Genomic DNA, 24,659 nt, shown 5'->3' on the forward strand with positions numbered 1-24,659 from the left:
CAAGGCCGGATTTCCGTTCAGCTTGCGAAGAGATCGTCGTTTTGGAACGTGACCCGGTTCTTGCCGGCTTTTTTGGACAGGTACAAGCATTCGTCCGCGGCCTGAATGACTTCGGTGACGTTGCGATGCTCGCCGGTATAAAAGGCCACCCCGATGCTGCATCCGATGCTCAGTTGATTCATGTCCACGATAAACGGATTGTTGATCAGCTTCAGCACTTCTGCCGACAATCGCTGCGCTTCTTCGTAAGACCGGTCGATCGGATTCCGCGCGATCAGCAGGAATTCGTCGCCGCCCAGACGGACGGTGATGCCGCCCGGCCGATCGGTCGCCTGAAGCCGCTTGGCCGCTTTCTGGAGCAGAATGTCGCCGATCTGATGGCCCAGCGTGTCGTTGACTTTCTTGAATCCGTCCAGATCCAGATACAGGAAGCTCAGCGCTTCGGTCTGCGAATCGAAAGTCTCGATCGTTTCTTCCAGATAGCGCTCCAGCGCGAGACGGTTCGGAAGCCGGGTCAGTTGGTCGCGGAACGCGGCGGTGCGCATGCTGCCCAGCGCGTGTTCGGTGCGCATCAGGGAATCGAGCAGACTGCGCAGCGATAGCGACAGGCTGCGAAGGTCTTTGAAACCGCGAGTCTCCGGAATCTCGGTCGCTCCGCCTTGACGGATGCGGTCCGCCGCGCGGGTCAAGCGCCGGATCGGGCGCGAGATGAACTCCGCGGTAATCAGCCCGATTCCCGCGAACAGAACGGACGCGACGGCTCCGGCCCAGATCAGATCCTGCTTGATATCGTTGACGGGAGCGAACGCGATCGCTTCCGGCTGCCGGACGAGCACGGTCCAGCCGAGACCCGGATAATCCAGATAACCGTCGCCGTAAGCGTAGCCCGTCAGATACTTTTTGCCGTCGGGCCAGGTCTCGAGCGCCCAGGAGTTGCTTCCGGCCTGCGCGCGCGTTAAGCTGCCGAGCGTCAGTTCGCGGCCTGCCCAACCGTCCGGTCCGAGCAGCACGGCGTTGTCCGCCTTGCTGACGATGAACAGTTCGAACCCTTTGTTGTGGTCGATCTGCGGCTGCAGCAGCGTGCGTTCGACTTCTTTGGCCCATTCCCAGCTCAGATGCGCCGCCAGCACGCCTACGATTTCTCCCTCCGCGTTGCGGACCGCGTAACTCGTGTCCACGAATTGAAGCGGTTCTCCGGTCGGATTCGGCAGCAGTTTGGCGAGCAGCACCGCTTCGTGCACGTCGCCGATGAACGAACCTTTGATGCCTTCGGCGAATACCGGCCGTTCCGAGATATTCTTGCCGACCAGAATTCCGCCGGTTCCCGCGATCACTTTGCCGTGCACGTCCATAAAGCCGATCCATGAAAAAGAAGGGAAATTCGATTGCAGCTGATCGAGCAGGTTCTGAATGGCCCGCGGGTCATTCGCTTCCTGCAAAGGTTGAAGCTGCGTGAGCAGTTTGATCTCGCTCGAACGGGACCACATGAAGTTGTCCAGCTTGTCCGACATCTGGTAGGCCGTTCCGGCCAACGAGAGTCCGATTTCTTCTTCGATCGCTTCGGCGGAACGTTCGCTCATCAGCGAGCCGAGCGTCGCGCTCAACAAAATGACAAATGCCACGAAGATCAGCGCGAGAAAAGTCCTGATTTTAATCATTCTGAATAAACCTCCGTACCCGAGGTGACGGGTTTCCTGCTTAATCTCTTCTTCCTTTATATCGTAAGATGTAAGGTTCGGATGAAGAGCAAAAGCGAGAAATAACGAGATAAAGTGACAAAAAAATCGAATTTTATAGTAAATATTGGTTTTTTCGACTCTATAGAGAGCTTTATGCGCGATAATGCTTCGAAATGAATCAAAAACGTCCAAAAACGCTCAAAAATAAGCCGAAAAAGCCGCAGCCCGGCTTCCGGAACGAAAGCGAAGCTGCGGCGATCGACCTGATAAGGCATGCCCGGGAACGTGTCCGACAGCATCAACTGCCGCGAACCCGAGACGACCAGCGCATGCGCGATACGAGATTTCGCTTCTTCCGGCAGCGGTCCGTCGGGACCTTCCGGCATATCGCCGAACGTCATTCGGTTGACCAATTGGCTTCCGAGCGCGTGCGCATAGAGGAAAGACTATTTTGTTAACCAATTATCAGAAAAACTGATGACTATCATAAAATGAATAGAATTGACCCTTATCAGGTCGTATGATAGGGTCAAGAGAGCAAATTAAATTCTGATCGAATAACTAGGGATTTAATGAAAAAAACGCGAAAATAAGCGAAAATGATGCCGTGCGAGGTGGATATTTTGGAATTGAACGTAACGAACAGCCCATTTAACGAACAACAATCGGAACTGCTGAATCGCCTGCTTCCCACGCTGAACGGCCATCAACGCGTCTGGTTGGGCGGCTATCTGGCCGCGCAGTCGGCTGCCGCAGGCGTGCAGGCTCCGGCCGCGCAGACCGGCTCCGCGCCGTCGCCGGAATCTGCCGCTCCGCTCGCGCAAGCCGCTCCGGCGAAGCCGAAAGAAGCGACCGTCCTGTTCGGATCGCAGACCGGCAACGGCAGCGGTCTGGCGAAGAAGCTGGCCAAGCGCCTCGAAGAACTTCAGGTCAAGACCGAAGTGCTCTCGATGTCGGATTTCAAACCGGCCAACCTCAAGAAGATCGAGAACCTGCTGATCGTGGTCAGCACGCACGGGGAAGGAGACCCGCCGGATAACGCAATCGCGTTCCACGAATTCCTCTACAGCAAAAGAGCGCCGAAGCTCGAACAGCTCCAATATTCCGTGCTGGCGCTCGGCGATACGTCTTACGAATTCTTCTGCCAGACGGGCAAAGATTTCGATTCGCGTCTTGCGGAACTGGGCGCTTCGCGTCTGGCCGATCGGGTCGACTGCGACGTGGACTTCGACGAATCGGCCGGCGAATGGATGAAGACCGTGGCCGAAGCGCTCAGCGCGGCACCGGCTGCGGCGGCTTCCGCAGCGGACGCCGCCGCTCCGCTCAGCGCCGATCCCGATTCGGAATATTCGCGCAGCAACCCTTTCCGCGCGGAAGTGCTGGAGAACCTGAACCTGAACGGACGCGGTTCCGCCCGCGAGACCCGGCATCTCGAATTGTCGCTGGAAGGCTCGGGTCTCCGTTACGAACCGGGCGACAGCCTCGGCGTCTATCCGGAGAATCATCCGCGTCTCGTCGACGAGATCATCGCCGAGATGAACTGGAATCCGGACGAGATCGTGCCGACCGGCAAGAACGCTTCGGCGGCGCTCCGAGAAGCGCTGCACCGTTATTACGAGATTACCGTGCTGACCAAGCCCCTTCTGGAACAGGCGGCCAAGCTTACGGGCAGCGAAGCGCTGACGAAGCTCGTCGCGCCGGAATCGGCGGACGAACTTCGCGCTTACGTCGGCGAACACGATCTGCTCGATCTGATCCGCGACTACGGATTGCAAGGACGGACGGCCGCCGAAGTGACCGGCATTCTCCGCAAGATTCCGGCCCGTCTGTATTCGATCGCGAGCAGCCCGAACGCGACGCCGGACGAAGTGCATCTGACGGTGCGCGCGGTGCGTTACGCGAACCGCGGACGGGATCGTTACGGCGTCTGCTCGGTGCAGATGGCCGAACGTCTGGAACCGGGCGAACATCTTCCGGTCTTCGTGCAGCATAACCCGAACTTCAAGCTTCCGGCGAATCCCGATACGCCGATCATCATGATCGGACCGGGCACGGGCGTGGCTCCGTTCCGCTCGTTCATCGCGGAACGCGAAGAAACGGGAGCGAACGGCAAGAGCTGGTTGTTCTACGGCGATCAGCATTTCTCTACCGATTTCCTGTATCAGACCGAATGGCAGCGTTGGCTCAAAGACGGCGCGCTGACGAAGATGGACGTCGCGTTTTCCCGCGATACGGATCAGAAAGTCTACGTGCAGCACCGGATGCTCGAGAAGAGCCAAGAACTGTACGAATGGATCGACGGGGGAGCCGCGGTGTACGTCTGCGGAGACGAGAAACAGATGGCGCACGACGTGCACGCGACGCTCGAGACGATCATCGCGCAGGGCGGCGGGCTCAGTCCCGAGCAAGCTTCCGAATATTTGCTCCGCATGCAGCAGGAGAAGCGCTATCAGCGCGACGTATATTGACAGGCCGCAGCATACTCGCCGGAAATGCCGGAGAGACGACCGACTGCCCGAACGGGAAAGGAGACGCTTGATATGACGCAACAGACCGAATGGAAAAAATATCCGCCGCACGATCGTCCGCACAGCGACGTGGAGGACATCAAGCGGCGCAGCGAATACCTGCGGGGCAGCCTCGTGGAGACGCTGCGGGACCCGATTACCGGCTCGATTCCGGAAGACGACAACCGCTTGATGAAACATCACGGCAGCTATATGCAGGACGACCGCGACCTGCGCAACGAACGCGCGAAATCGAAGCTGGAGCCGGCTTACCAGTTCATGCTGCGCGTGCGCGCTTCCGGCGGCGTGGTGACGCCCGAACAATGGCTGATGATGGACCGCATTTCCCATAAATACGGCAACGAGACGATTCGTCTCACGACCCGTCAATCGTTCCAACTGCACGGCGTATTGAAATGGAACCTCAAGAACACGATCAAGGAAGTCAACGACGCGCTGCTGAGTACGCTCGCGGCCTGCGGCGACGTGAACCGGAACGTGATGTGCAATCCGAACCCCTATCAGTCGGAGATTCATACCGAAGTCTACGCATGGGCGGACAAGATCAGCCGGCACCTCGATCCGCGTACCCGCGCGTATCACGAGATCTGGCTCGACGAAGAGAAGATCGTGGACAGCCGCGACAACGAAGAGCAGGAGCCGATCTACGGACCGGTCTATCTGCCGCGGAAGTTCAAGATCGGCATCGCCGTTCCGCCGTCCAACGACGTCGACGTGTTCTCGCAGGACTTGGGATTGATCGCCATCGTGGACGAGAAAGGCCGACTCGCCGGCTTCAACGTCACCGTCGGCGGAGGAATGGGCATGTCGCACGGCGACAACAAGACCTATCCGCAGCTCGGCAAGCTGATCGGCTTCGTGACGCCGGAGCAGTCGATCGATCTGGCGGAGAAAATCGTGACCATCCAGCGCGACTACGGCGACCGCGCCGTGCGCAAGCACGCCCGGTTCAAATACACGATCGACGACCGCGGCTTGGATTGGCTCGTGACGGAGCTGCACGAACGTCTGGGCTGGGAACTTCAACCGGCTCGCGAGTTCGGTTTCGACCACAACGGCGACCGCTACGGTTGGGTCAAAGGCAGCAACGGCAAATGGCATCTGACGCTGTTTATCCAGAACGGACGGATCGCGGACTTCGAAGATTATCCGCTGATGACCGGCCTGCGCGAGATCGCGAAGGTGCATGACGGCGATTTCCGTCTGACGGCCAATCAGAATTTGATCATCGGCAATGTGAGCAGCCAGAAGAAACGCAAGGTCGACGCGCTGATCAAGCAGTACAATCTGACGGACGGCGCGCACTATTCGGCGCTGCGCCGAAGTTCGATGGCCTGCGTGGCGCTGCCGACCTGCGGACTGGCGATGGCCGAGTCCGAGCGTTACCTGCCGGGGTTGATCGACAAGATCGAACCGATGCTGGAAGAAGCGGGACTGCGCGGCAAAGAGATCGTGATCCGGATGACCGGCTGCCCGAACGGCTGCGCGCGCCCGATGCTCGCGGAGATCGCTTTTATCGGCAAAGGCCCGGGCAAATACAATATGTATCTGGGCGGCGCGCACGACGGTTCGAGGCTCAACAAGCTGTACAAAGAAAACATCGGCGAAGAAGAGATCTTGTCGTCGCTGCAGCCGATCGTTAACCGTTACGCGAAAGAGCGGTTGGACGGCGAACATTTCGGAGACTTCGCGGTGCGCGCGGCGTATGTGGAAGCCGTGCACGACGGACGTCGATTCCACGCCTGATCTTCTCTTCGCGCGAGCGCGAGCCGATCATGACGGCCAAACGGCAAAGCATAAACGAACCATAACCGAAATAACCCAAACGAAAAGGCGAAAAGCGCAGCCTACGGGCCGTATGCTTTTCGTCTTTTTGCCGTGTCTGCCGATCCGGGAGCGTTGGCAAGTTTGCGGTTTGCCGACGATGGCGCCGATTTTGTACCCCGGGCTTTTTTGTCGGTGTCATGCTTTAAATTTAGGGTAATGGAAAATCGAAAGGGTTTTTAATAAGCGGCCGCAAAGGCAGAATCGACGGGCAGGACCGAGGTCGCTTGCAAAAAAGTTTCGATTTGATGTTTGCTTGCTTTTCCGAAGGGTTATATATTACACATGTTGACTTCCTGTATATACAGGAATACAATGAGTTCGAAAGTGTTCTTGTATATACATGATGGGCGCGGCTGCGGTTATTCGCCGATTCCTGCGGGATCGGACAGAAGCGAATAATCCGCGGCCTAGTGAGTTGACCGCATTTAATCTAAGGTTCGAGCGCTTCGGAAACCTAACATTATTGGTGGTCGGCGTACTAGCTTCATGCCCCAAGGAGGTACGCAGCGATGACAATGCAGAAAGCAAACGGCAAAACGGAATGGTGGCGCAAATCGGTCGTGTATCAGGTGTATCCGCGCAGTTTCAACGATACGACCGGCAGCGGAATCGGCGATATTCGAGGGTTGACGAAGAAGCTCGATTATCTCAAAGACCTCGGAGCAGACATCGTCTGGCTTCAGCCCGTGTACGTGTCGCCGCAGAACGATAACGGCTACGACGTCGCGGACTATCGGGCGATCGACCCGACGTACGGCACGATGGAAGACTTCGACGAACTGGCGGCGGAACTCAAACGGCGGGACATGCATCTCATGCTCGATATCGTGGTTAACCACTCGTCGACCGAGCATGCTTGGTTCCGTGAATCGCGCAAGTCGAAAGACAATCCGTACCGGAATTATTACATCTGGCGCGACCCTGCGCCGGGCGGAGGACCGCCGAACAACTGGCAGTCCAAATTCGGCGGGTCGGCTTGGCAGTACGACGAAGCGACCGGGCAGTACTTCTTGGCGCTGTTCGACAAGACGCAGGCCGATCTGAACTGGGAGAACGAGAAAGTTCGTCAGGAAGCGGCCGATTTGATGCGTTTCTGGGCGGACAAAGGCGTGGACGGTTTCCGGATGGACGTGATCAATCTGATCTCCAAAGATCAAGATTTCCCGGACGACGACGGCAGCATCATGACGGGAGACGGACGCCGGTATTATACGGACGGTCCGCGGGTGCACGAGTACATCAAGGAACTGTACGAACGCGTTTACGGTCCGTACGACGTGGTCACGGTCGGCGAGATGTCGTCCACCACGCTTCAGCACTGCATCCGGTATTCGAACCCGGAAGAACGGGAGTTCTCGATGACGTTCAACTTCCATCATCTGAAGGTCGATTACCCGCAGGGCAAGAAGTGGGAGCTGATGCCGTACGATTTCGAAGCGCTGAAGAGCCTGCTCTCGTCTTGGCAGATCGGCATGCAGCAGGGCGGCGGTTGGAACGCGCTGTTTTGGAACAACCACGATCAGCCGCGCGCGCTGTCCCGTTTCGCGGACGACGGCCGCTGCCGCGTCGCGAGCGCCAAGATGTTGGCGACGACGCTTCACGGCCTGCAAGGCACGCCCTACGTGTTCCAAGGCGAAGAGATCGGCATGCCGAACCCGAATTGGAACGACATCTCGGAATTCCGCGACATCGAATCGAAGAACATGTACCGCATCATGGTCGAGATGGGCAAGACGCCGGAAGAAGCGTTCGAGATCATCGCCAAACGTTCGCGGGACAACGCCCGCACGCCGATGCAGTGGAATTACGGTCCGCAGGCCGGTTTCACCGACGGCACGCCGTGGATCAAGGTCGACGAGCGTTATCCCGAGATCAACGTCAAAATGCAGCGCGACGATCCGAATTCGGTATTCGCCCATTACAAAACGCTGATCGCTCTTCGGAAGACGGAAGACGTGCTGACCGACGGACGTTACGTTCGTCTGGACGAACAGCATCCTCAGGTCTTCGCTTATGCGCGAACGAACGACCGCGATACGCTGGTAGTCGTCTCGAACTTCAGCGGCGAAGAAGCGGCATTCTCGCTGCCGGAAGCTTATCGTTCGCTCGGCGGCTCGCAGGCGGAGCTGCTGGCCGGCAATATGCCGGAGACGCCCGATTGGCAGACCGATCTGCGGCTTGAGCCTTACGCGTCGTTTATGTGGATCATCCGGGGGTAAATCCCCCGGCATTTTATCAGACAGAATGGGGATGAGAAGATGTCAGTAAGAAGAGAGGATGTCGAGAAGATCGTCCAAGCCGTCGGCGGCGCGGACAACATCGAAGTCGCTACGCACTGCGTAACGCGGCTGCGCTTCTCGCTCGCGGACGAGAGCAAGGTCGACAAGCAAGCGTTGGACGATAATGAGCTGGCCAAAGGCTACTTCTCCACGCAGGGGCAGTTCCAGGTCATTATCGGTCCCGGAATCGTCGACAAAGCTTATGACGAATTGATAGCGATTACCGGAGGCCAACGCGCTACCAAAGACGACGTCAAAGCGGCGGCGATCAAGCACAAGAGCCCCGTCCAGCAATTCATCAAGACCTTGTCCGACATCTTCATTCCGCTGCTCCCGGCGCTGGTTACGGCGGGTCTGCTGCTCGGCATCAACAACCTGCTGACGGGCAAAGACATTTTCTTCGCCGGACAATCGTTGGTGCAGGTCTACCCGCAGTGGGCCGACTTCGCGGCGATCGTCAACACGATCGCCAGTACCGCGTTCACGTTCCTGCCGGCGTTGGTCGGATGGTCGGCGGCGACAAGATTCGGCGGCAGTCCGCTGCTGGGCGTCGTGCTCGGTTTGATTCTCGTCAACCCGGGACTGTTAAGCGCTTACGACTACGCGAACGCGGTCAACGAAGGAACGGTTCCGACTTGGAATTTGTTCGGCCTGCATATTAACGCGGTCGGCTATCAAGGCCAGGTTCTGCCGATGCTCGTCGCGGCCTACGTGCTGGTCGTGATCGAGAAGTGGCTGAACCGCAAAGTGCCCGATTCGCTGAAGCTTCTGCTGGTGGCGCCGATCGCGCTGCTCGTAACGGGCTTCTTGGCTTTCGTGGTGATCGGTCCGGTTACGTTCACGCTGGGCAACTGGCTGACAAGCGGCGTGGTGTGGCTGTTCGATACGGTGCCTTGGCTCGGCGGTCTGCTGTACGGCGGATTGTACGCGCCGCTGGTTATTACGGGAATGCACCATACGTTCCTCGCGGTGGATCTACAGTTGATCAACTCCGACGCGGCCGGACACAGCACGTTCCTCTGGCCGATGCTGGCGCTGTCCAATATCGCGCAGGGTGCCGCGGCACTGGCGATGATGTTCGTCATCCGTTCGCAGAAAATGAAAAGTTTGTCGGCCACGACTTCCGTCACGGCGTTCCTCGGCGTTACGGAACCGGCGGTATTCGGGGTCAACGTACGGTATAAATATCCGCTGTTCATGGGTATGGCGGGTTCCGCGATCGGCGGCATCCTGCTGACGATGAACGACGTTCGCGCTTTCGCGGTCGGCGTCGGCGGTCTGCCCGGCTTCCTCGCGATCAACGTCGGCGATTGGCCGATCTTCTTTATCGGCATGGGCATCGCGCTCGTGATTCCGTTCGTCGGTACGGTGGTTTACGGCAAGATCGTCACTCGCAAGCAGGCGCAATCCGGCGAAGCGGTCGAAGAAGATCTGGCGGACCGCGACGTGAAGAAGGTCGAGAACGCGAAAAGTCCAATCCCGGCCGCAGGCAATACGGTCGTGCAGCATGCGGACTCGTCGGCAGCGCGAACTTCGACGGCCGCATCTTCGAGCGAAGCGGTGAATGTATTGGATCTGACCGCGCCGATTCAAGGCCGCGCCGTTCCGCTCGAGAACGTACCCGATCCGGCTTTCGCCGAGAAGCAGATGGGCGAAGGCATCGCGATCGAACCGACGGACGGCCGAGTGGTGGCTCCGTTCGACGGCACGGTCGCCCATGTCATCGACAAGAGCAAACACGCGGTGATTCTGGAGCATGCGACCGGCGTTCAGGTTCTGATTCACGTCGGCATCGATACGGTCGGTCTCAAAGGCAGCGGCTTCAAAGCCCATGTCGCGACCGGCGACGTGGTCAAAGAAGGCCAACTGCTGCTCGAGTTCGATCGCGAAGCGATCAAAGCGGCGGGTTATGCGACCATCTCTCCGGTAATCATTCCGGTCGGTCAAGATATCGTCGAGAGCATCGAAGAGATTCCGGGCAATGCCGAAGCGGGAGAAACGCCGATACTGCGCGTGCATCTGACCGGCTCGGGCGTCTAATTCCAAGCGGATCGATCGCGATCAAGACGAGTTCAACGAAGGGCAGTAAGGACTTTTGCGCTTGAGTCTCGACGGTCCGCCGCCCGGATGATTTCCGGGAAGCGGACCGTCTTTTTATTCGCAGGTACCGAACCTTGTAGGCAACATGACGGACTTCTTTGCATTTTGGACAAATACTCCTTACAATGGGTCACGGTGATCAATCGATGAATAAAAATATTTTTTCGCAAATTTATACCGATTATACGCAGCGCATCGAAACGGGACTGCTCAAAGCGGGGCTGAAACTGCCGTCGGAACACGAAATCGCGGAGGAATACACCACGTCTCGGGAGACGGTCCGCAAAGCGCTGCATCTGTTGGCGCAGAACGGTTACATCCACAAAGTCCGGGGAAAAGGTTCGTTCGTGCTCGATATGAACCGCATGCAGTTTCCCGTCTCGGGTCTCGTCAGCTTCAAAGAACTGTCGGAACGTCTCGGCCGTACGGCTCGCACGCTGGTGCACGAGACCGCGAAGATTCCTTGTCCGCCTTATGTAGCCCGTCAGCTTCAGATCCCGGAAGGCGAGCCGGTCTGGAAAGTCGTTCGGGCCCGGGAGATCGAAGACGAGAAGGTCATTTTGGACAAAGATTATTTCCTTGCATCGGTCATTCCGTCTCTGAACGAACAGATCGCCGGCGATTCGATCTACGCGTATCTGGAAGGCGAACTGTCGCTGAAGATCGCGTATGCGAAAAAAGAGATTTCGGTGGAAAAAGCGTCCGAGGAAGATAAACGACTGCTCGATCTCGCCCGGGACAATCATGTGGTCGTCGTGCGCAACTATGTGCATCTGGAAGACACCACGTTGTTCGAGTACACCGAATCCCGGCACCGGTTGGACAAGTTTCGATTCGTGGATTTCGCGCGCAGAGTGCTGCCGGAAGAATAGACGGCCGCTTTGCTGCCCGGGACCGAAAAGCCTTCCCTTACGGGGAGGCTTTTTTTATGAGTTTTTCTTATAGAAGCTTTCTTTTTATGCTCTGCTTTCCCGATAGCCTGATCCTTTCCCCCTAGATTCGGGAGACTTAAGTTCCGGCTTTCCGTCTCCCGGATATGTCCGAATACCCTTCTTTTCGATTATCGGATAGGAACTGGAATAGAATGGTTTTATCTGCAAAAGGATGGGTAAATAATGCGGGCGACACTCTACATGTCGTGTCACATTACAAAGAGAAGGCAGGGTGAACGCATGCGAGGCGACCTCTTGATCATTGGAGGAAAAGAAGACAAAAAAGGAGATAAAGTCATTCTCCGTCACTTCGTCGAAATGTCCGGCGGAGAAAAGTCTCGGATCGGCATTCTCACCACCGCTACTCAATATCCGACAGAAACAGGGGAAGAGTACGACGAATTGTTCCGTTCGCTCGGCTGCCCGGATACGCAGATTTTCCATCTGGACACGCGGGAATCCGCGGAAGAGGGCGAATTGAAAAAACGGCTCGAAACCTGCACGGGGTTGTTTATTACGGGCGGCGATCAGGTTCGGCTGACGAGCCTTTTGGGAGGCACGTTTTTCTACGACGAGCTGCGCGACCGTTGGCATGACGGAATGCCGATCGGAGGCACCAGCGCCGGAGCGGCCGTCATGAGCTGTCATATGATCATGTCTGCGCTCGAAGTGGAAGACGAATATATCGTGGAGATGGGCGTGGGGTTCTGCTTGATCGAAGACGCGATCATCGATCAGCATTTCTCGCAGCGGGCGCGATTCGGCAGGTTGATGACGGCGATCGCGCATAATCCGCAGGTCATGGGCATCGGAATCGACGAGAATACCGCTATTCACGTGCAGGACGACGGCAGCGTGTTCAGCGTGCTCGGCGAACATTCGGTGACGGTGTTCGACGGCAAGAAACTGGAATACGTCGATACGACCGATCACGGCGACAACACCAATATTACGATCTCCGGCGTTCGGCTGCACTCGCTGGCGTCCGGTTACCGGTTCGATCTGATTACGCGAAAACTTTGTTCATCCGCACCCAGAGAGGAAGACGACGATGACCAACCTCAAGAATAACATCATGAAGGTCAACAAGATCAAATATTGGACCGGCCCCAATCTATACAGCTATAAACCGACCATCTGGGTCGAGCTCGATATCGGAGAGCTGGAATACAAGCCTTCGCATCTGATTCCGGGCTTCGTCGACAAGCTGCTGGAAGTGCTGCCGACCCTTCGGACGCACACCTGTTCCAGAGGGTATGAAGGCGGCTTCGTGGAGCGGCTGCGCGAAGGAACTTGGATGGGTCATATTCTGGAACATATGGCGATCGAGATTCAGGATCTCGCCGGAATCGCCGTGCGGAGAGGCAAGACGATCACCGGCTCGATGCCGGGCATTTATTACGTGACGTTCGGTTTTGCGGAAAAGGAATCCGGGCGATACGCGTTCGAATCGGCGCTCGAGATCGCGGAGGCGATTCTGGCGGGACGAACGGACATCTCGGCGGCTCCTTACGTCAAAACGACGTCGGAGCTTTATTTTCGAAATAAACTCGGTCCCAGTACCGAATCCATATACAAAGCGGCGCTGGCGCGCAAGATTCCCGTCGAACGCGTAGGTCCGAACAGCACGCTGCGGCTCGGCACGGGAATCAAACAGAAAAGCGTGCAGGCGACGATCACCGGCCAGACGTCTTATCTGGCCGTCGAAAACAGCTGCGACAAAGAAGTCACCAAGCAGCTTCTGGAAGAAGCGGGTCTGCCGGTTCCGCGCGGCACGGTCGTTGCCTGCCGGGAAGAATTAAAAGAAGCGGCGGAAGAACTGGGCTTCCCGCTGGTGATCAAACCGCTGAACGGTCGGCAGGGACAGGCGGTGCTGACCGGTTTGCAAACGTTCTCCGATTTGGCGGCGGCTTACGATTTTGCCGTGACGGAATTTCCGCAGTATACGGATTTCATCGTCGAACGCTATTATGCGGGCAGCGATTACCGATTCGCGGTCGTCGGCGGCAGCTTCGTCGCCGCCAGCTTGCGGCGTCCTCCGAGCGTGGTCGGAGACGGCGTCTCGTCGATTCGGACATTGATCGAACGCGAGAATCTCAATCCGCTGCGCGGCGCGGAACATCAGAAACCGATGAGCGGGATTCCGCTCGAACAGGCGGAAGCTTTTCTGACGAAATCTTCGATTTCGTTGGAAGATATCCCTGCCGCAGGTACCGAGCTGCTCGTTATGGGCAGCGCCAACCTCTCCACGGGCGCTTCCGCCGAAGACGTTACGGATCGGGTGCATCCTTCGTACGCGAGAGCGGCCGTGGAAGCGGCCGGAGCGATCGGTCTGGACGTGGCGGGCGTGGACATCATCACCGAAGATCCGAGCGTTCCGTTCGATCCCTCGCGGGCGGCGGTGCTGGAAGTCAACGCGGCACCCGGAATCCGGATGCATCACTTCCCGTCGACCGGAGAAACCCGAGACGTGGGCGGGAGCATCGTGGATTATTTGTTCGCTTCCCGCGAAGAAGCCGCGATTCCGCTGATCGCGGTAACCGGAACGAACGGCAAGACGACGACCGCGCGTCTGGTCGCCCATTTGCTGAGCCGAACGGGCCAGAAGGTCGGCTTGACCTGCTCCGACGGCGTCTGGGTCGGCGACGAACGCATCGATACGGGCGATTGCAGCGGCCCGGGCAGCGCCCGCAAGGTGCTTGCGCGCCGGGACGTGGAAGCGGCGGTGCTGGAGACGGCTCGGGGCGGCATCATGCGCGAAGGGCTGGCTTTCGAGTGGTGCGACATCGGAATCGTGACGAACGTGTCCGAAGACCATCTCGGGCAGGACGGGATCGATACGTTGGAAGACCTCCGCAAGCTTAAGCGCGTTGTTCCGGAGGTCGTCCTGCCGGAAGGCGTCTGCGTGCTGAATGCCGACGACGACGGCTGCACGGCGATGGGCAGCCATACGCAGGGAAGAGTCGTTTATTTTTCGCTGCGGGAACACAATCCGGTCGTACAGGGTACGCTCGACGCCAAAGGCGAGATCTGGTTCCTCAGCGGCGACGGCTGGATCGTCTATTCTTCCCGGGGGCGCGCCCGCAGGTTTATCAAGGCCGCCGACGTGCCGATCGCGATCCGCGGTCTCGCGAAGCATAATATCGCCAACGCGATGGCCGCTCTGGCGGCCGTTCGGGCAACGGGCATGTCGCTGGCGAGCCTGCGCGAAGGGTTGACGACTTTCCTGCCGAGTCCCGAGCAGAACCGCGGGCGGTTCAACGTGCGTCATGCCGCGGGCCGCATGCTGATCGCGGATTACGGCCATAATCCCGCGGGCATCTCGGCCATTTACGAGACGGTCGAATCGATGGCGAAGACACGGCTGATTACGGTCGCGTCCGCGCCCGGAGACCGACCGGACCGGGCGATCGCCGAGATGGGCGCGATCATCGGGCGGCACAGCGACCTGTTCGTTATCAAGGAGGACGTCAACACGCGAGGAAGAAAGCCGTTCGAAACGATCGAACTGCTCCGCCAAAGCTCGGCGCTCGACGAGACGCGAACGTTTGCCGTTCCTGCGGAAGCGGAAGCTTATCGGCGCGCTTGGGAATTGTCCGAACCCGGCGATCTGATTCTGATGTTCTACGACGACTACGAGCATGTCGAATCTTTTATGAACGGACTGCCCGAAGAGGCCGAAGAACGACTCGACCGGAAAGCGGAGAACTGGGCCGCGGGCGAACCCGGAACAGGATCGGAATCTCAAATCGAGCCTCGAATCGAATCCGAAATCGAAGTCGAGTCCTATTCGCTGACGGTCTATCCGCGAATGAACGAGTCGACGGCGCAGACAGGAGACAAACGCCATGGCTGAGAAGCTGACTCTGGTTATACGCGGAAACAATACGGAATCGATCCATTGGGGTTCGGCCGTCGTCGCGACTCCGGAAGGCGAAGTTCGAGCCGAATGCGGCGACCCTTCGCTGCCCGTCTACGGGCGTTCCTGCGTGAAGCCGGTCCAAGTCCTGCCGATGGTTCTGTCGGGCGCGGCGGACCGTTACGGCTTGAGCGATCGGGAGATCGCCGTCTGCTGCGGTTCTCATAACGGTGAGCCGATGCACACGGAGACCGTAAGCGGGATGTTGAAGCGAGGCAGTTTGTCTTCGGACAAGCTGAACTGCGGAACCCATGCGCCTTACAGCGTCGAGGCTTACGAAGCGCTGCTGCGAAGCGGCGCGCAGATCGAGCCGATCCACAACAATTGTTCGGGCAAGCATGCGGGGATGCTGCTGACCTGTCTGCATCTGGGCCTTGATCCGGATACCTATACGGAGAGCGGGCATCTTCTGCAGCGGCAGGTGCGCGAACTGCTCGCCGAGCTGTCGGGCATGGAAGCGGATAAGATCGAAGAAGGAAGCGACGGCTGCGGGCTGCCCACCCATCTGTTTCCGCTGGAGCGTCTGGCGCTGATCTTCGCGAAGCTGGCCGATCCTTCCGGGCTGCGTCCCGAACTGCAAGAAGCGATCTTGCGCGTACGAAGCGCGATCGTTCGCCATCCCGAGATGATCGGCGGCACGGACGAATTCGACACCGAACTGATCCGACGCACGCAGGGAAAGATCATCGGAAAGATCGGGGCGGAAGGCGTCTACGCGCTGGCGATCCCCGAACTCAAGCTCGGGGCCGCCGTCAAAGTGGACGACGGCAATCGGCGGGCCGCTTATCCCGCGGCGGTAGAGCTGCTCCGGCAGGTCGGCGCGCTGTCCGCATCCGAATTCGAGGAATTGTCGGAATTCCGTCTTCCGCTTCAGTGTAATCATCGCGGAGAAGAAGCGGGACGGCTCGAGCCGGTAATCGAATTGAAGCGAACTTCGCGCTTTTTGACGGGCGCGCAGCCGAACGGGTAGGCGGGAAACGATGAGACCCAGTTGGGCGGGATCTTTGTTTTCGGCTGCATCCGTGATGACTTTCTGCAAGCGGATCTATTCGAACGACCGCTGGTTGGCCGCCTACATCGCTTATCGGAAACGCGTCAACGATCGCCCTCGCAGGCCTGCGCCTTTTACCGGACAAGGAGCGACGACGCGCAAACGGACGGAGCAGGGCATGGAGATTTTCGTACGGGAGAGTCCGGAATCCGATAAGGAAACGATCGTGTTGTATCTGCACGGAAGCGGGTATGTCATGCAGCCGACTTGGTTTCATTGGCGGTTTTTCGGGAGGCTCGCGCGGGAACTCCGGACGGAAGTCGTTATGCCGATCTACCCGAAAGCTCCCGTTCATCATTTCGGGGAAGCGTCGGAGAAGCTGATTGCCTGCTACCGGCAACTGCTCGAGCGGAAAAAAAAGGCGCGAATCGTAGTCATAGGAGATTCTTCGGGCGGAGCGGTCGCGCTGGCTTTGACGCAGGAAGCCGTACGCCTGAAGCTTCCCCTGCCGGAGCGCTTGATCCTGATTTCTCCGCTGCTCGATTCTTCGCTGCGGCGGCCGGAGATTCAAGAGATCGAACAGGTCGATCTGCTTCAGACGAAAAAAGTGCTTCGGGCGTTCGGAAAAGCTTGGGCAGGCGGAGAAACGCTTACCCATCCTGCCGTCAGCCCTCTATACGGACCGCTGAGTTCGCTGCCTCCGGTTTCGATCTTGATCGGTACGCGCGATCTGTTATTTCCCGACTCGGCAGCCTGGGTTTCGGCCGTTCGGGCGGCGGGCGGAGAAGCGGAGCTGCTGCCTTACGAGCGGATGATCCATGATTTTCCGCTGCTGCCGATCCCGGAAGCCAAGCACGCCATGAAGCGAATCGCGGAACTCGCCCGGCAAAGCTCCGCCAGATCGGATAAGGGCAGAGAGTCTTACGGCGTGTCTCGAATCGATTGACCACGTATGGAAATACGAATCAATAATCCAAGCAAAACCTTCGCGTTCCAAAAAAGTGCAGGCCCGAGCTCGGCATCGAGCGAACCGGTCCGCGGCTTTTCGGAAACGGAGGTTTTTTGCTGCGTTCCCATGCGAGGCTCGAAAGCTGCTTCGGGTCGAGCCCTAAGCTTCGGCTTTTAGACCTGTCCGCGGATCGGCTTGACATCATAGGATTACAAATGTAATACTTGAATCGAGATTACAGTTGTAATCAATAGCTTTCCGTATTTGAAAAGAGGAGGCGAAGTCGATGGAACGCAACATCCCCAACATCACGGATGCGGAATGGGAAGTCATGAAGGTGCTGTGGGCGAGTTCTCCGCGTACGGCAAGCGAGATCGTGCAGGCGCTGGAAGGAAGCCGGGATTGGAATCCCAAGACGGTAAGGACCCTCATCAAGCGTCTGACCGAAAAGGGAGCCGTCGGCTACGAAGCGGACGGCCGGATCTACCGGTATTATCCGACGGTGCAGGAAGAAGAATGCGTGAAGTCGGAGACGCGTTCCTTCTTGAAACGCGTATACGGCGGAGCGATGCGTCCGATGCTGGCGCATTTTATCCGGGACGAGCAGCTGTCGCGCGAAGATCTCGACGAGCTGCGCAAGCTGCTGGACGAACGAAAGGATTGAGGAAATGAATCATCTTCTGCATATCGGAACGGAACTGCTTCAGTTCGCGTTCAGGCAGGTGCTCTGGTTGTCGGTCATGGGCAGCGTATTGGCGCTGCTGATCTTGGCTTTGCGCCGGATCTTGGGCAAGAGTTTGCGGCCGAGCTGGCTGTATCTGCTCTGGATTCCGCTGCTGCTGCGGCTGTTGATTCCGTGGTCGCCCGAAAGTCCGATCAGCTTGTACGGTTGGATGCCGCAGTCTTGGGTAGGCGCGGCGAACGGAGACACCGCGGGCGCGGCTTTGCAGCAGGCCGCGCTGAATCAAGCGCTGGAAGAAGCGGACGCTTCGCCCCTCGCAGCAGACGGGCCGCCGCTGTCGGCGGAGACCGCGCCGACAGCGGGAAGCGAAGGGGCCGGCTTCAGCCCAGAAGCTGCTGCTTCGGCAGGCGAGCGCGCCGCCGCCGCGAATGACGGCGCTGCGCGCGAAAAAGCCGGAGCTTCCGGCTGGTGGACGGCCGCCGCGCTGGCTTGGCTGGCCGGCGCGTTGGCGCTGCTGGCCTACGGAGCCGCTTCGAGCGCGGCGTTCGGCCGCCGCCTGCGGCGGGAGTCCGGCGGCGAAGCGCCGGAAGAAGCCGCTTCGGCTGCCCTGCTGCTCGAGCGCTGCCGCCGCGAAACGGGGCTGCGCCGGAGTCCGCAGCTCGTCGTGACGGATCGAATCTCCGTCCCGACGGTGTTCGGCGCGCTGCGTCCGAAGCTGCTTCTGCCGAGGACGCTGCTCGGCACGCTCGAAGAGCGGCAGCTGCGTCATGTGCTGCTGCACGAGCTGGCGCATATCAAACGGCGCGATATCGCCGTCAATCTGCTGTGCTTCCTGCTGACGGCCGCGCATTGGTTCAATCCGCTGTTGGCGCTGGCTTTCCGCAAGCTCCGCGAAGACCAAGAGACGGCCTGCGACGAGCTGGCGCTCGGCCGGATGCCGGCCGAAGAACGCCGGGACTACGGCCTGACGCTGCTTGCGCTGCTGGAGCGGGAGGCGGCTCCGCTCAAGCTGCCGCTGGCTTCCGGCTTGTGGAGCGCCAAGAGCGAAGCCGGACGCCGAATCGCCAAGATCGTCGGCTATCGGCGAGGCGGTCTCAAAAGCGCCGGCATCGGCGCGCTCGTTCTGCTGCTGCTCACGGGCTGCGCGCTGACGGGGCCGGCTTCGTCGGCAGGAACGGCTCCGACGGCCGCCGCGCAGTCGAAACAGCCGGCGAAAAGCACGCAGGCGGACGAATCCGTTTCGGAATCGGCCGATTCGCCGGAGACTGCCGCATCGGCGAACAAAAAGGCTTCCGTCAAAGTCGAAACGCCGGCCGCGGGCGACGAAGGCGTCAACGTTTCGGTGTTCGAAGGAGGTACCGTCTACGCGGGCGAATACAACGATCCCGCCCATCCGGGATTAAGCCGATTCACGATCCGCAAAGAAAACGGTACGGCCGTTTCGTATCTCTGGAGCTACGAACCCGGCGGAGGAGCACGTTCCGTACTGGTCTCGTTGGCCGACGTCACCGGGGACGACCGTCAAGAGATCGTCGCGTTTGTCCCGACCGGAAACGGAACGGAGCTGAGTCTTCAAGAAGCGCATGTGCTGGACTTCGATACGCTGGAGGAAATTCCGGTCGAAGACCCGGCGGCCCGATTGGAACGATCCGTGAATTCGTCTATCGCGCGGCAGGGCGAAGACGCGGTGATGAACGCGGAACTAAGCGGAACGCATATCTCGAAACGGTATCCGGATGCCGATCAAGCCGGATTTATCTCCGACCGCGTCGGCTTCGGATCGATCGTCTCTTATGCGCTTACCGATAATCGGATGACGGCGTCGCTGCAAGCGCGCGCTTCCACGACCGAATTCCCGTTCAGCGTCTTCGTGACGTACGATCGGAACCTGGACGTGTCCGAAACGGTTTTGTACCCGAACACCGATATGAGTTACGCCGAGGAAGAGATTCCGGCCGCGGTCGCCGAACGTCTGGGATACGCGGCCTCCGACGCGGAAGCTTGGACGGTTCGGGAAGAGAACGACGTTTATCGCGTGAATGCTCCCGATCCCGATTCGAGCGGCGAGCAGGGTCAGGGAGCGGCCTACGGCGTGAATCGAGCGACAGGCACGATCTTCGATTTCGCGTCGGGAAGCCCGATCGCGTCGCTTAAACGGGAGGCTGCCGGAAAATCGGATCTCGAAAGCCTGCGTTCCGCCGACGGCTCCGTGTATCGGGCGGCGCTTGCCGATCGTATTCGCGATCTTGCCGAAGACGCGGGTTGGGAACTTTCCGAAGGCGACGACGGGTTCGAAGGTTTCTCCGGCGACGGAAACGTTCTTTGCCGAGTGACCTTCGACGGGCGGGAAACAACGGTCCAAGCGGACATTTTCACCGGTTTATGGTCGGAGGTTCAATAGACCGCCGGTCCATGCAGAAGCAGGCATACCAAGACGAAGAATATAGAAATGCGAATAGAAATATTCAAATAAAAAAAGCCCCCGAAAACCGCTTTGCGGCTTTCAGGGGCTTTTTACTGCGTTGAGAACAAACGGATGAGGATCGCTGCAAATCAACCGGAAACGTCCCGCTGACCCGAGCTATCGTCAGCGGATTTGTTCCGATCGAGGACTATTCCAATCCTTTGATCGCTTCCTTGAGTTTCGGGAATACGTCCAGCGCGTTCTGGTAGAACACATGATGCCAATATTTTTCCGGAATCAGATGCTTCACGAACCGGACGTACGAATCGATCGGGATCAGCGGCCAATCGGTGCCGAAGACCAGACGGTCGTAACGCTCGGCGAACACGATGGCCCGTTTGAAATGATCGACGTAAGTCTGTTCGGTCAGCAGCCGGGTAATCTTGTTGTCGTCGCCGACGATCCAGCCCGACAGGTCCGCGTAGAGATTCGGGTTTTTCTCCAGCATCGCGGCGGTATCCATCACCCACGGATCGCCGAGATGGCAGATCATGAAGGTGAGATCGCGATGCGCCAGCAGCGCTTCTTCCATAGATAGGGGATGCGAATGTTTGAGCAGCCCGCGGTCCGAATACGTCAGGCCGCCGTGAATGACGATCGGCAGTTTGTATTTGGAAGCCAGCGCATAGACCGGATCGTACACGGGATCGTTGACGTTGAAATGATAATAGCCCGCGTACAGCTTGATGCCGACCGTCTTGGGATGCTGAAGCGATCGCTCCAGCGCTTCCAGCTCTCCCGGGCGCTGGAGCGTATGCGGATTGATGCCCGCGCATTCGAAGACGTTGGCGGGCAGCGTATCCAGATTGCCGCCGCCGAGATCGAGGCCCATCGGGTTGGCCGCGGCGTTATCGGGAAATCCGCCTGATACGGTCTCGGTCACGCCCATGCCCACGGCGGCCACGACGTTAGCGCGGCGGAATTCGTCGGCCAATCCTTCCGGCGTATAGTTCAGTAGCGAGACTTCGTCGGCCGTCTGCCGAAAGCTCTCGATGTCGGAATAATGAATATGCGCGTCGATGATCTTCATGGATTATTCCTCCTGTTCGAAGCGGATGCCGCGCAGGCCGGATAACGCGTCGTCCTGCGGGTCGAGATCGGTAAAGACATGGAAGTAAGGACGTACGAAACTGAGCGAACCTTCGGCTCCGTCGAAACGGTCGTTGGCATGCATGCCGGCCAGTTCGTTCAGCAGGACGCCGTACTGCTGCATCCCGTTCTCCGCGCCGGGAACGACGATCAGCCGTTCTTGACGTTCGGCGGAGAACAGGCGGACGGGACCTTCGAATTCCAAGTCCGTATCGTAGCGGCCGGTCTTGTACACGATCGGCGCGCCGTGCGAATCGCGGATCTCGAAGCGTCCTTCGCGCAGATCGGACGCGCTGGAATAGTAAGCGTTCTGCTGCATGACCGGATCGTTGATCGGCAGGCCCGAGCGCTGCTCGACGGCCGTGAAGTACGCCATGACCGGCGAGCCGGGACGCAGCAGGAAATATTGGCGATAGACGAATCCTTTGAGCGATTCGTTATGCGCGATCCGGGTCGCGATCTTGATGCCCGTCCAGACGTTTCCGGCGGTGTCCGTCACCTCTGCGAAGTCCGCGTCGATCTCTTCTTCCTGAAGCGAACGCAGCGAGATGCCGCCGGGAGCGCTCAAGATGCCGCCGAACCACGGATTCCAGAACGATTTCGGTCCGGCCTGCGGGAACGAAGAATCGAGCCACTCCCGGCCGCGATAACGCATGGAATACAGAGCGGGACCGAAAGCGGGAGCGACGCGCAGACGAACGACGCCGTTATCGGCTTCGTAAGCGGCCAGCCCTTGATCTTCGACCCGAGCCGTACGTACGGTATCGGCCGACTGCGGAGCAGGGAAGACCAGACGGCTGCCGCGCTGCGAATAAGCGTCCATATCGAAATGCAAATCGATCAGATCCGCTTCCGGTCTGGCGGCCAGTGCCGCTTCGCCTTTGACTTCTCGCAGTTCCGACGCCGGATCGGCGCTGAGCTCCGTATCGGCGATCGAACCGCGCTGCGCAGTCATTCTCAGCGTACCGGCCAGATTGACGTCTTTGTGTTCGAACAGGCGAGTCTCGAACGTCTCCGGCAGGAACGGATTGTCGCGATTGATCGTGCCTGCAAGATGCGGCGTGCTTCGCGAAGGTCCGTGTTCCCATCGCTCTTCGACAGACAGCGGGCCCGGATAACGCGGGTCCAATCGGCTTCTTCCGGTAGCGTAAGCGCGCAGCGCTCGCCAATCTCGGAAGGTGTCAATAAAGAAGCTGATCGGAACCGTCGAGCGTTCTTCGCCTTCTTGAAGCGCGCCGATCTCTTGTTCGAAAGCATAGCGCCAGCGGTCTCTGACCGGACCAACCAGCGAAGACGGCCAGACGATGCCGAAAGCCGCGATCGGCCAGCGGAAGTACAGCCAATTTTCGGTCAGATTCTCCGGTTTCCAATAATCCATATGGATCGCGTCCGCTCCGCTGCCCAGATCGAGGAACGTTCCGTTATAAGGAAGCACGGCTTCTCTGAGCGAGACCGGTACGGTCAATTTGAGCTTCAATCCTTCCGGCAGCGGACCGCCGTTCGTCCGCCGTACGCGGTGAGAGAAGTTCAACGAACCGTTCGGTTTCAATTCGCCGACCAGCGTCAGCGTAAGGCCGTCGGGTTCGTCCCACTCGTAATCGGCTTCCAGCGCAACCGCATCGCCGCGCTGCTGGAAACGGACGTCCGCGGGTTTGCGTTCGATAAAGCGGTCGCTGTAAGGCGGGCCGAGTTTCGGCAGATCGAACCAGAACGGCGAATGTTTCTGTCCTGCGGTCCGCAGCGCGAATTGATTGTTGGATTTGTTCAGGCGCATCGTGACGGGACCGCTGCCCGCGATCCATTCTTTGGGCGTCTCGCCCCAGAAGGTACCGGATACGGACGGGAAGCAAGCTTCCAGTTCGCCCTGCACGGTAAAGGTTTCTTGACCTGACGTAACTTCGATCCGTGCTTGCGAAGCGGCCACTCCCGGACGCTCCACCCGAGCTTGCAGCGAGCAGGTCGCGCGTCCGCCCGCCGGCAGCTTGAGACGAAGTTTGTCCGGATGGAAAGTTACGGCTTCCGAAGCCGGCAGCGTCACTTCGATCTCGACTTCTTCCGCGAAACGGCTCTCGAATCCGATCTGAATTTCGGTCTCTTGTCCCGGAACGCTTAACGGAGCCGGAACGGAAGTCGTCAGCATGATCGGGAACACCGGAGCGACGCCCGTTTTGAACGACGCCCGGAGTCCGTTGATCCGCAGCTCCGTCTCGACGCCCGGGTGGGTCCGCCAGACGCTCGGTTCTTCTGCCGCTTCGGGCAGTTTGAAGAAGCCGACGATTTCCGTCTTGCCGATCTCGTCCAAACGGACCGTCTCGTTCAGAGCGAACTCGACGCCTTTTCCGTCGCGGCCTTCGAGGCCGACTTCCAGCGGAGCGCCGCTTTTGTTGACGATCCGGTAGGTGATCGGATAGCTGCGTCCGAACGGCAGACGATGGCGTTCGATCACGGTTTCGATCGAATAATCGTCGGTTTCGATCTTGCGCAGTCCGCGTCCGGTGCGTTCGAACTGCATCGTCAGGCCGCGGCCGTCTTTTTCCCAATCGTAAGTCAGGTAATCGAAGCCGTTCTCGCGTTCGCCGTCCGGTCGGAGCGACAGATCGCGTTTGCCGTCGGCGTACCAATCGGCCGTTTCGAAGAACGAAGCGACGGCTTCGGTGCGAAGAACGGTCGGGATAAAGTTCATCAGATGCGTCGTATCGTCGCGTTTTTCCCAGAAGAATCCGCATTTTTTGTAAGCCGGAACGGCTTTGGTATTGCCGCCCCAAGTGTAGAGGTCCAGTCTCGGCCAGCCCATCTCTATCGTGCGCCGCACGGCGTTGAGGATCAGCGCTTTGCCGACCTTGCGGCTGTGGTAATCGGGGCGGACGTTCAGCAGCGGGATATACATGGCGCCTTCGTCTTCCTGATAATAAGAAAAGCTGCAGAAACCGACCACGGTGTCGCCGTCCAGCGCCAGAAACGTTTGCAGATCGGTGCTGCGTTCGCGCTTCGCGCGCATGTTTTCTTCCGTATGCACGTAAGCGTCGCCGCCCCAGCTCTCGCTGCTCAAGTTCCACATCTCCGCCAGCGAAGCCGCATGTTTCGGTTCGTATTCGACGATGCGGATCTGCGCCGCATTTGTCGTACTCATGATTCGGGTCCCCCTTTGCCTTGCGCGTATGGGATTTATGTACATGAACTATTATAAGCGTAATTTGGTTGCTATTCCAGAAAAGCCCGA

Annotated in this window: 15 protein-coding genes; 11 read left to right on the top strand and 4 right to left on the bottom strand. The window is 58.8% G+C overall.

Going from position 1 to position 24,659, the window contains the following annotated elements:
* Positions 1 to 17 precede the first annotated feature (17 nt).
* Positions 18 to 1,658, bottom strand: coding sequence for a sensor domain-containing diguanylate cyclase (locus CDO73_RS02035; protein ID WP_088486829.1), 1,641 nt, complete (start codon positions 1,656 to 1,658; stop codon positions 18 to 20).
* A gap of 56 nt (positions 1,659 to 1,714) precedes the next feature.
* The gene (locus CDO73_RS02040; RefSeq protein WP_143536047.1) at positions 1,715 to 2,092 is read right to left on the bottom strand and encodes a hypothetical protein; all 378 of its coding nucleotides are present in this window, start codon (positions 2,090 to 2,092) and stop codon (positions 1,715 to 1,717) included.
* 210 nt (positions 2,093 to 2,302) lie between these two features.
* Here CDO73_RS02040 and CDO73_RS02045 point away from each other — a divergent pair, with 210 nt between their 5' ends.
* From CDO73_RS02045 to CDO73_RS02095, 11 genes are all read left to right on the top strand, one after another.
* On the top strand, positions 2,303 to 4,147 hold the full coding sequence (locus CDO73_RS02045; protein WP_088486831.1) for an assimilatory sulfite reductase (NADPH) flavoprotein subunit: 1,845 nt from the start codon (positions 2,303 to 2,305) through the stop codon (positions 4,145 to 4,147).
* Between the two features lie 72 nt (positions 4,148 to 4,219).
* Positions 4,220 to 5,953, top strand: coding sequence for an assimilatory sulfite reductase (NADPH) hemoprotein subunit (gene cysI / locus CDO73_RS02050; RefSeq protein WP_088486832.1), 1,734 nt, complete (start codon positions 4,220 to 4,222; stop codon positions 5,951 to 5,953).
* A gap of 590 nt (positions 5,954 to 6,543) precedes the next feature.
* On the top strand, positions 6,544 to 8,253 hold the full coding sequence (gene treC, locus CDO73_RS02055; RefSeq protein WP_373446961.1) for an alpha,alpha-phosphotrehalase: 1,710 nt from the start codon (positions 6,544 to 6,546) through the stop codon (positions 8,251 to 8,253).
* A 39-nt stretch (positions 8,254 to 8,292) separates the two neighbouring features.
* Positions 8,293 to 10,353, top strand: a complete 2,061-nt coding sequence (treP, locus tag CDO73_RS02060; RefSeq protein WP_088486833.1) for a PTS system trehalose-specific EIIBC component — start codon at positions 8,293 to 8,295, stop codon at positions 10,351 to 10,353.
* Positions 10,354 to 10,559: 206 nt separating this feature from the next.
* Positions 10,560 to 11,285, top strand: coding sequence for a trehalose operon repressor (gene treR / locus CDO73_RS02065; RefSeq protein WP_088486834.1), 726 nt, complete (start codon positions 10,560 to 10,562; stop codon positions 11,283 to 11,285).
* Between the two features lie 315 nt (positions 11,286 to 11,600).
* Positions 11,601 to 12,416, top strand: coding sequence for a cyanophycinase (locus tag CDO73_RS02070; RefSeq protein ID WP_179218478.1), 816 nt, complete (start codon positions 11,601 to 11,603; stop codon positions 12,414 to 12,416).
* Positions 12,397 to 15,201, top strand: coding sequence for a cyanophycin synthetase (gene cphA, locus CDO73_RS02075; RefSeq protein WP_256972520.1), 2,805 nt, complete (start codon positions 12,397 to 12,399; stop codon positions 15,199 to 15,201). The genes CDO73_RS02070 and cphA overlap by 20 nt, the downstream gene beginning before the upstream one ends.
* On the top strand, positions 15,194 to 16,234 hold the full coding sequence (locus tag CDO73_RS02080) for an asparaginase (protein WP_088486836.1): 1,041 nt from the start codon (positions 15,194 to 15,196) through the stop codon (positions 16,232 to 16,234). The genes cphA and CDO73_RS02080 overlap by 8 nt, the downstream gene beginning before the upstream one ends.
* Positions 16,235 to 16,244: 10 nt before the next feature.
* Positions 16,245 to 17,201 carry an alpha/beta hydrolase gene (locus CDO73_RS02085; protein ID WP_088486837.1) on the top strand — a complete coding sequence of 319 codons (957 nt, stop codon included), beginning with the start codon at positions 16,245 to 16,247 and terminating at the stop codon, positions 17,199 to 17,201.
* 289 nt (positions 17,202 to 17,490) lie between these two features.
* Positions 17,491 to 17,868: a BlaI/MecI/CopY family transcriptional regulator gene (locus CDO73_RS02090; protein ID WP_088486838.1), complete on the top strand. Its 378-nt coding sequence runs from the start codon at positions 17,491 to 17,493 to the stop codon at positions 17,866 to 17,868.
* A gap of 4 nt (positions 17,869 to 17,872) precedes the next feature.
* Entirely contained in the window at positions 17,873 to 20,287 is a 2,415-nt protein-coding gene (locus CDO73_RS02095) for a M56 family metallopeptidase (RefSeq protein ID WP_088486839.1), read from the top strand.
* A gap of 211 nt (positions 20,288 to 20,498) precedes the next feature.
* On the opposite strand, the gene CDO73_RS02100 is transcribed toward CDO73_RS02095, so the two are convergent.
* Both CDO73_RS02100 and CDO73_RS02105 read right to left on the bottom strand, forming a co-directional pair.
* Positions 20,499 to 21,380, bottom strand: a complete 882-nt coding sequence (locus tag CDO73_RS02100; protein ID WP_088486840.1) for an amidohydrolase family protein — start codon at positions 21,378 to 21,380, stop codon at positions 20,499 to 20,501.
* Positions 21,381 to 21,383: 3 nt separating this feature from the next.
* Entirely contained in the window at positions 21,384 to 24,569 is a 3,186-nt protein-coding gene (locus CDO73_RS02105; protein WP_179218480.1) for a GNAT family N-acetyltransferase, read from the bottom strand.
* Between the last annotated feature and the right edge of the window lie 90 nt (positions 24,570 to 24,659).

The sequence above is a fragment of the Saccharibacillus sp. O23 genome (genome assembly GCF_002205895.1).
Classification (GTDB): domain Bacteria; phylum Bacillota; class Bacilli; order Paenibacillales; family Paenibacillaceae; genus Saccharibacillus.

Coding starts and splice junctions, on each gene's coding strand:
- CDO73_RS02035 (WP_088486829.1), bottom strand. CDS start 1,658: ATGATTAAAATCAGGACTTTTCTCGCGCTGATCTTCGTGGCATTTGTC.
- cysI (WP_088486832.1), top strand. CDS start 4,220: ATGACGCAACAGACCGAATGGAAAAAATATCCGCCGCACGATCGTCCG.
- treC (WP_373446961.1), top strand. CDS start 6,544: ATGACAATGCAGAAAGCAAACGGCAAAACGGAATGGTGGCGCAAATCG.
- treP (WP_088486833.1), top strand. CDS start 8,293: ATGTCAGTAAGAAGAGAGGATGTCGAGAAGATCGTCCAAGCCGTCGGC.
- treR (WP_088486834.1), top strand. CDS start 10,560: ATGAATAAAAATATTTTTTCGCAAATTTATACCGATTATACGCAGCGC.
- cphA (WP_256972520.1), top strand. CDS start 12,397: ATGACCAACCTCAAGAATAACATCATGAAGGTCAACAAGATCAAATAT.
- CDO73_RS02080 (WP_088486836.1), top strand. CDS start 15,194: ATGGCTGAGAAGCTGACTCTGGTTATACGCGGAAACAATACGGAATCG.
- CDO73_RS02085 (WP_088486837.1), top strand. CDS start 16,245: ATGAGACCCAGTTGGGCGGGATCTTTGTTTTCGGCTGCATCCGTGATG.
- CDO73_RS02090 (WP_088486838.1), top strand. CDS start 17,491: ATGGAACGCAACATCCCCAACATCACGGATGCGGAATGGGAAGTCATG.
- CDO73_RS02095 (WP_088486839.1), top strand. CDS start 17,873: ATGAATCATCTTCTGCATATCGGAACGGAACTGCTTCAGTTCGCGTTC.
- CDO73_RS02100 (WP_088486840.1), bottom strand. CDS start 21,380: ATGAAGATCATCGACGCGCATATTCATTATTCCGACATCGAGAGCTTT.
- CDO73_RS02105 (WP_179218480.1), bottom strand. CDS start 24,569: ATGAGTACGACAAATGCGGCGCAGATCCGCATCGTCGAATACGAACCG.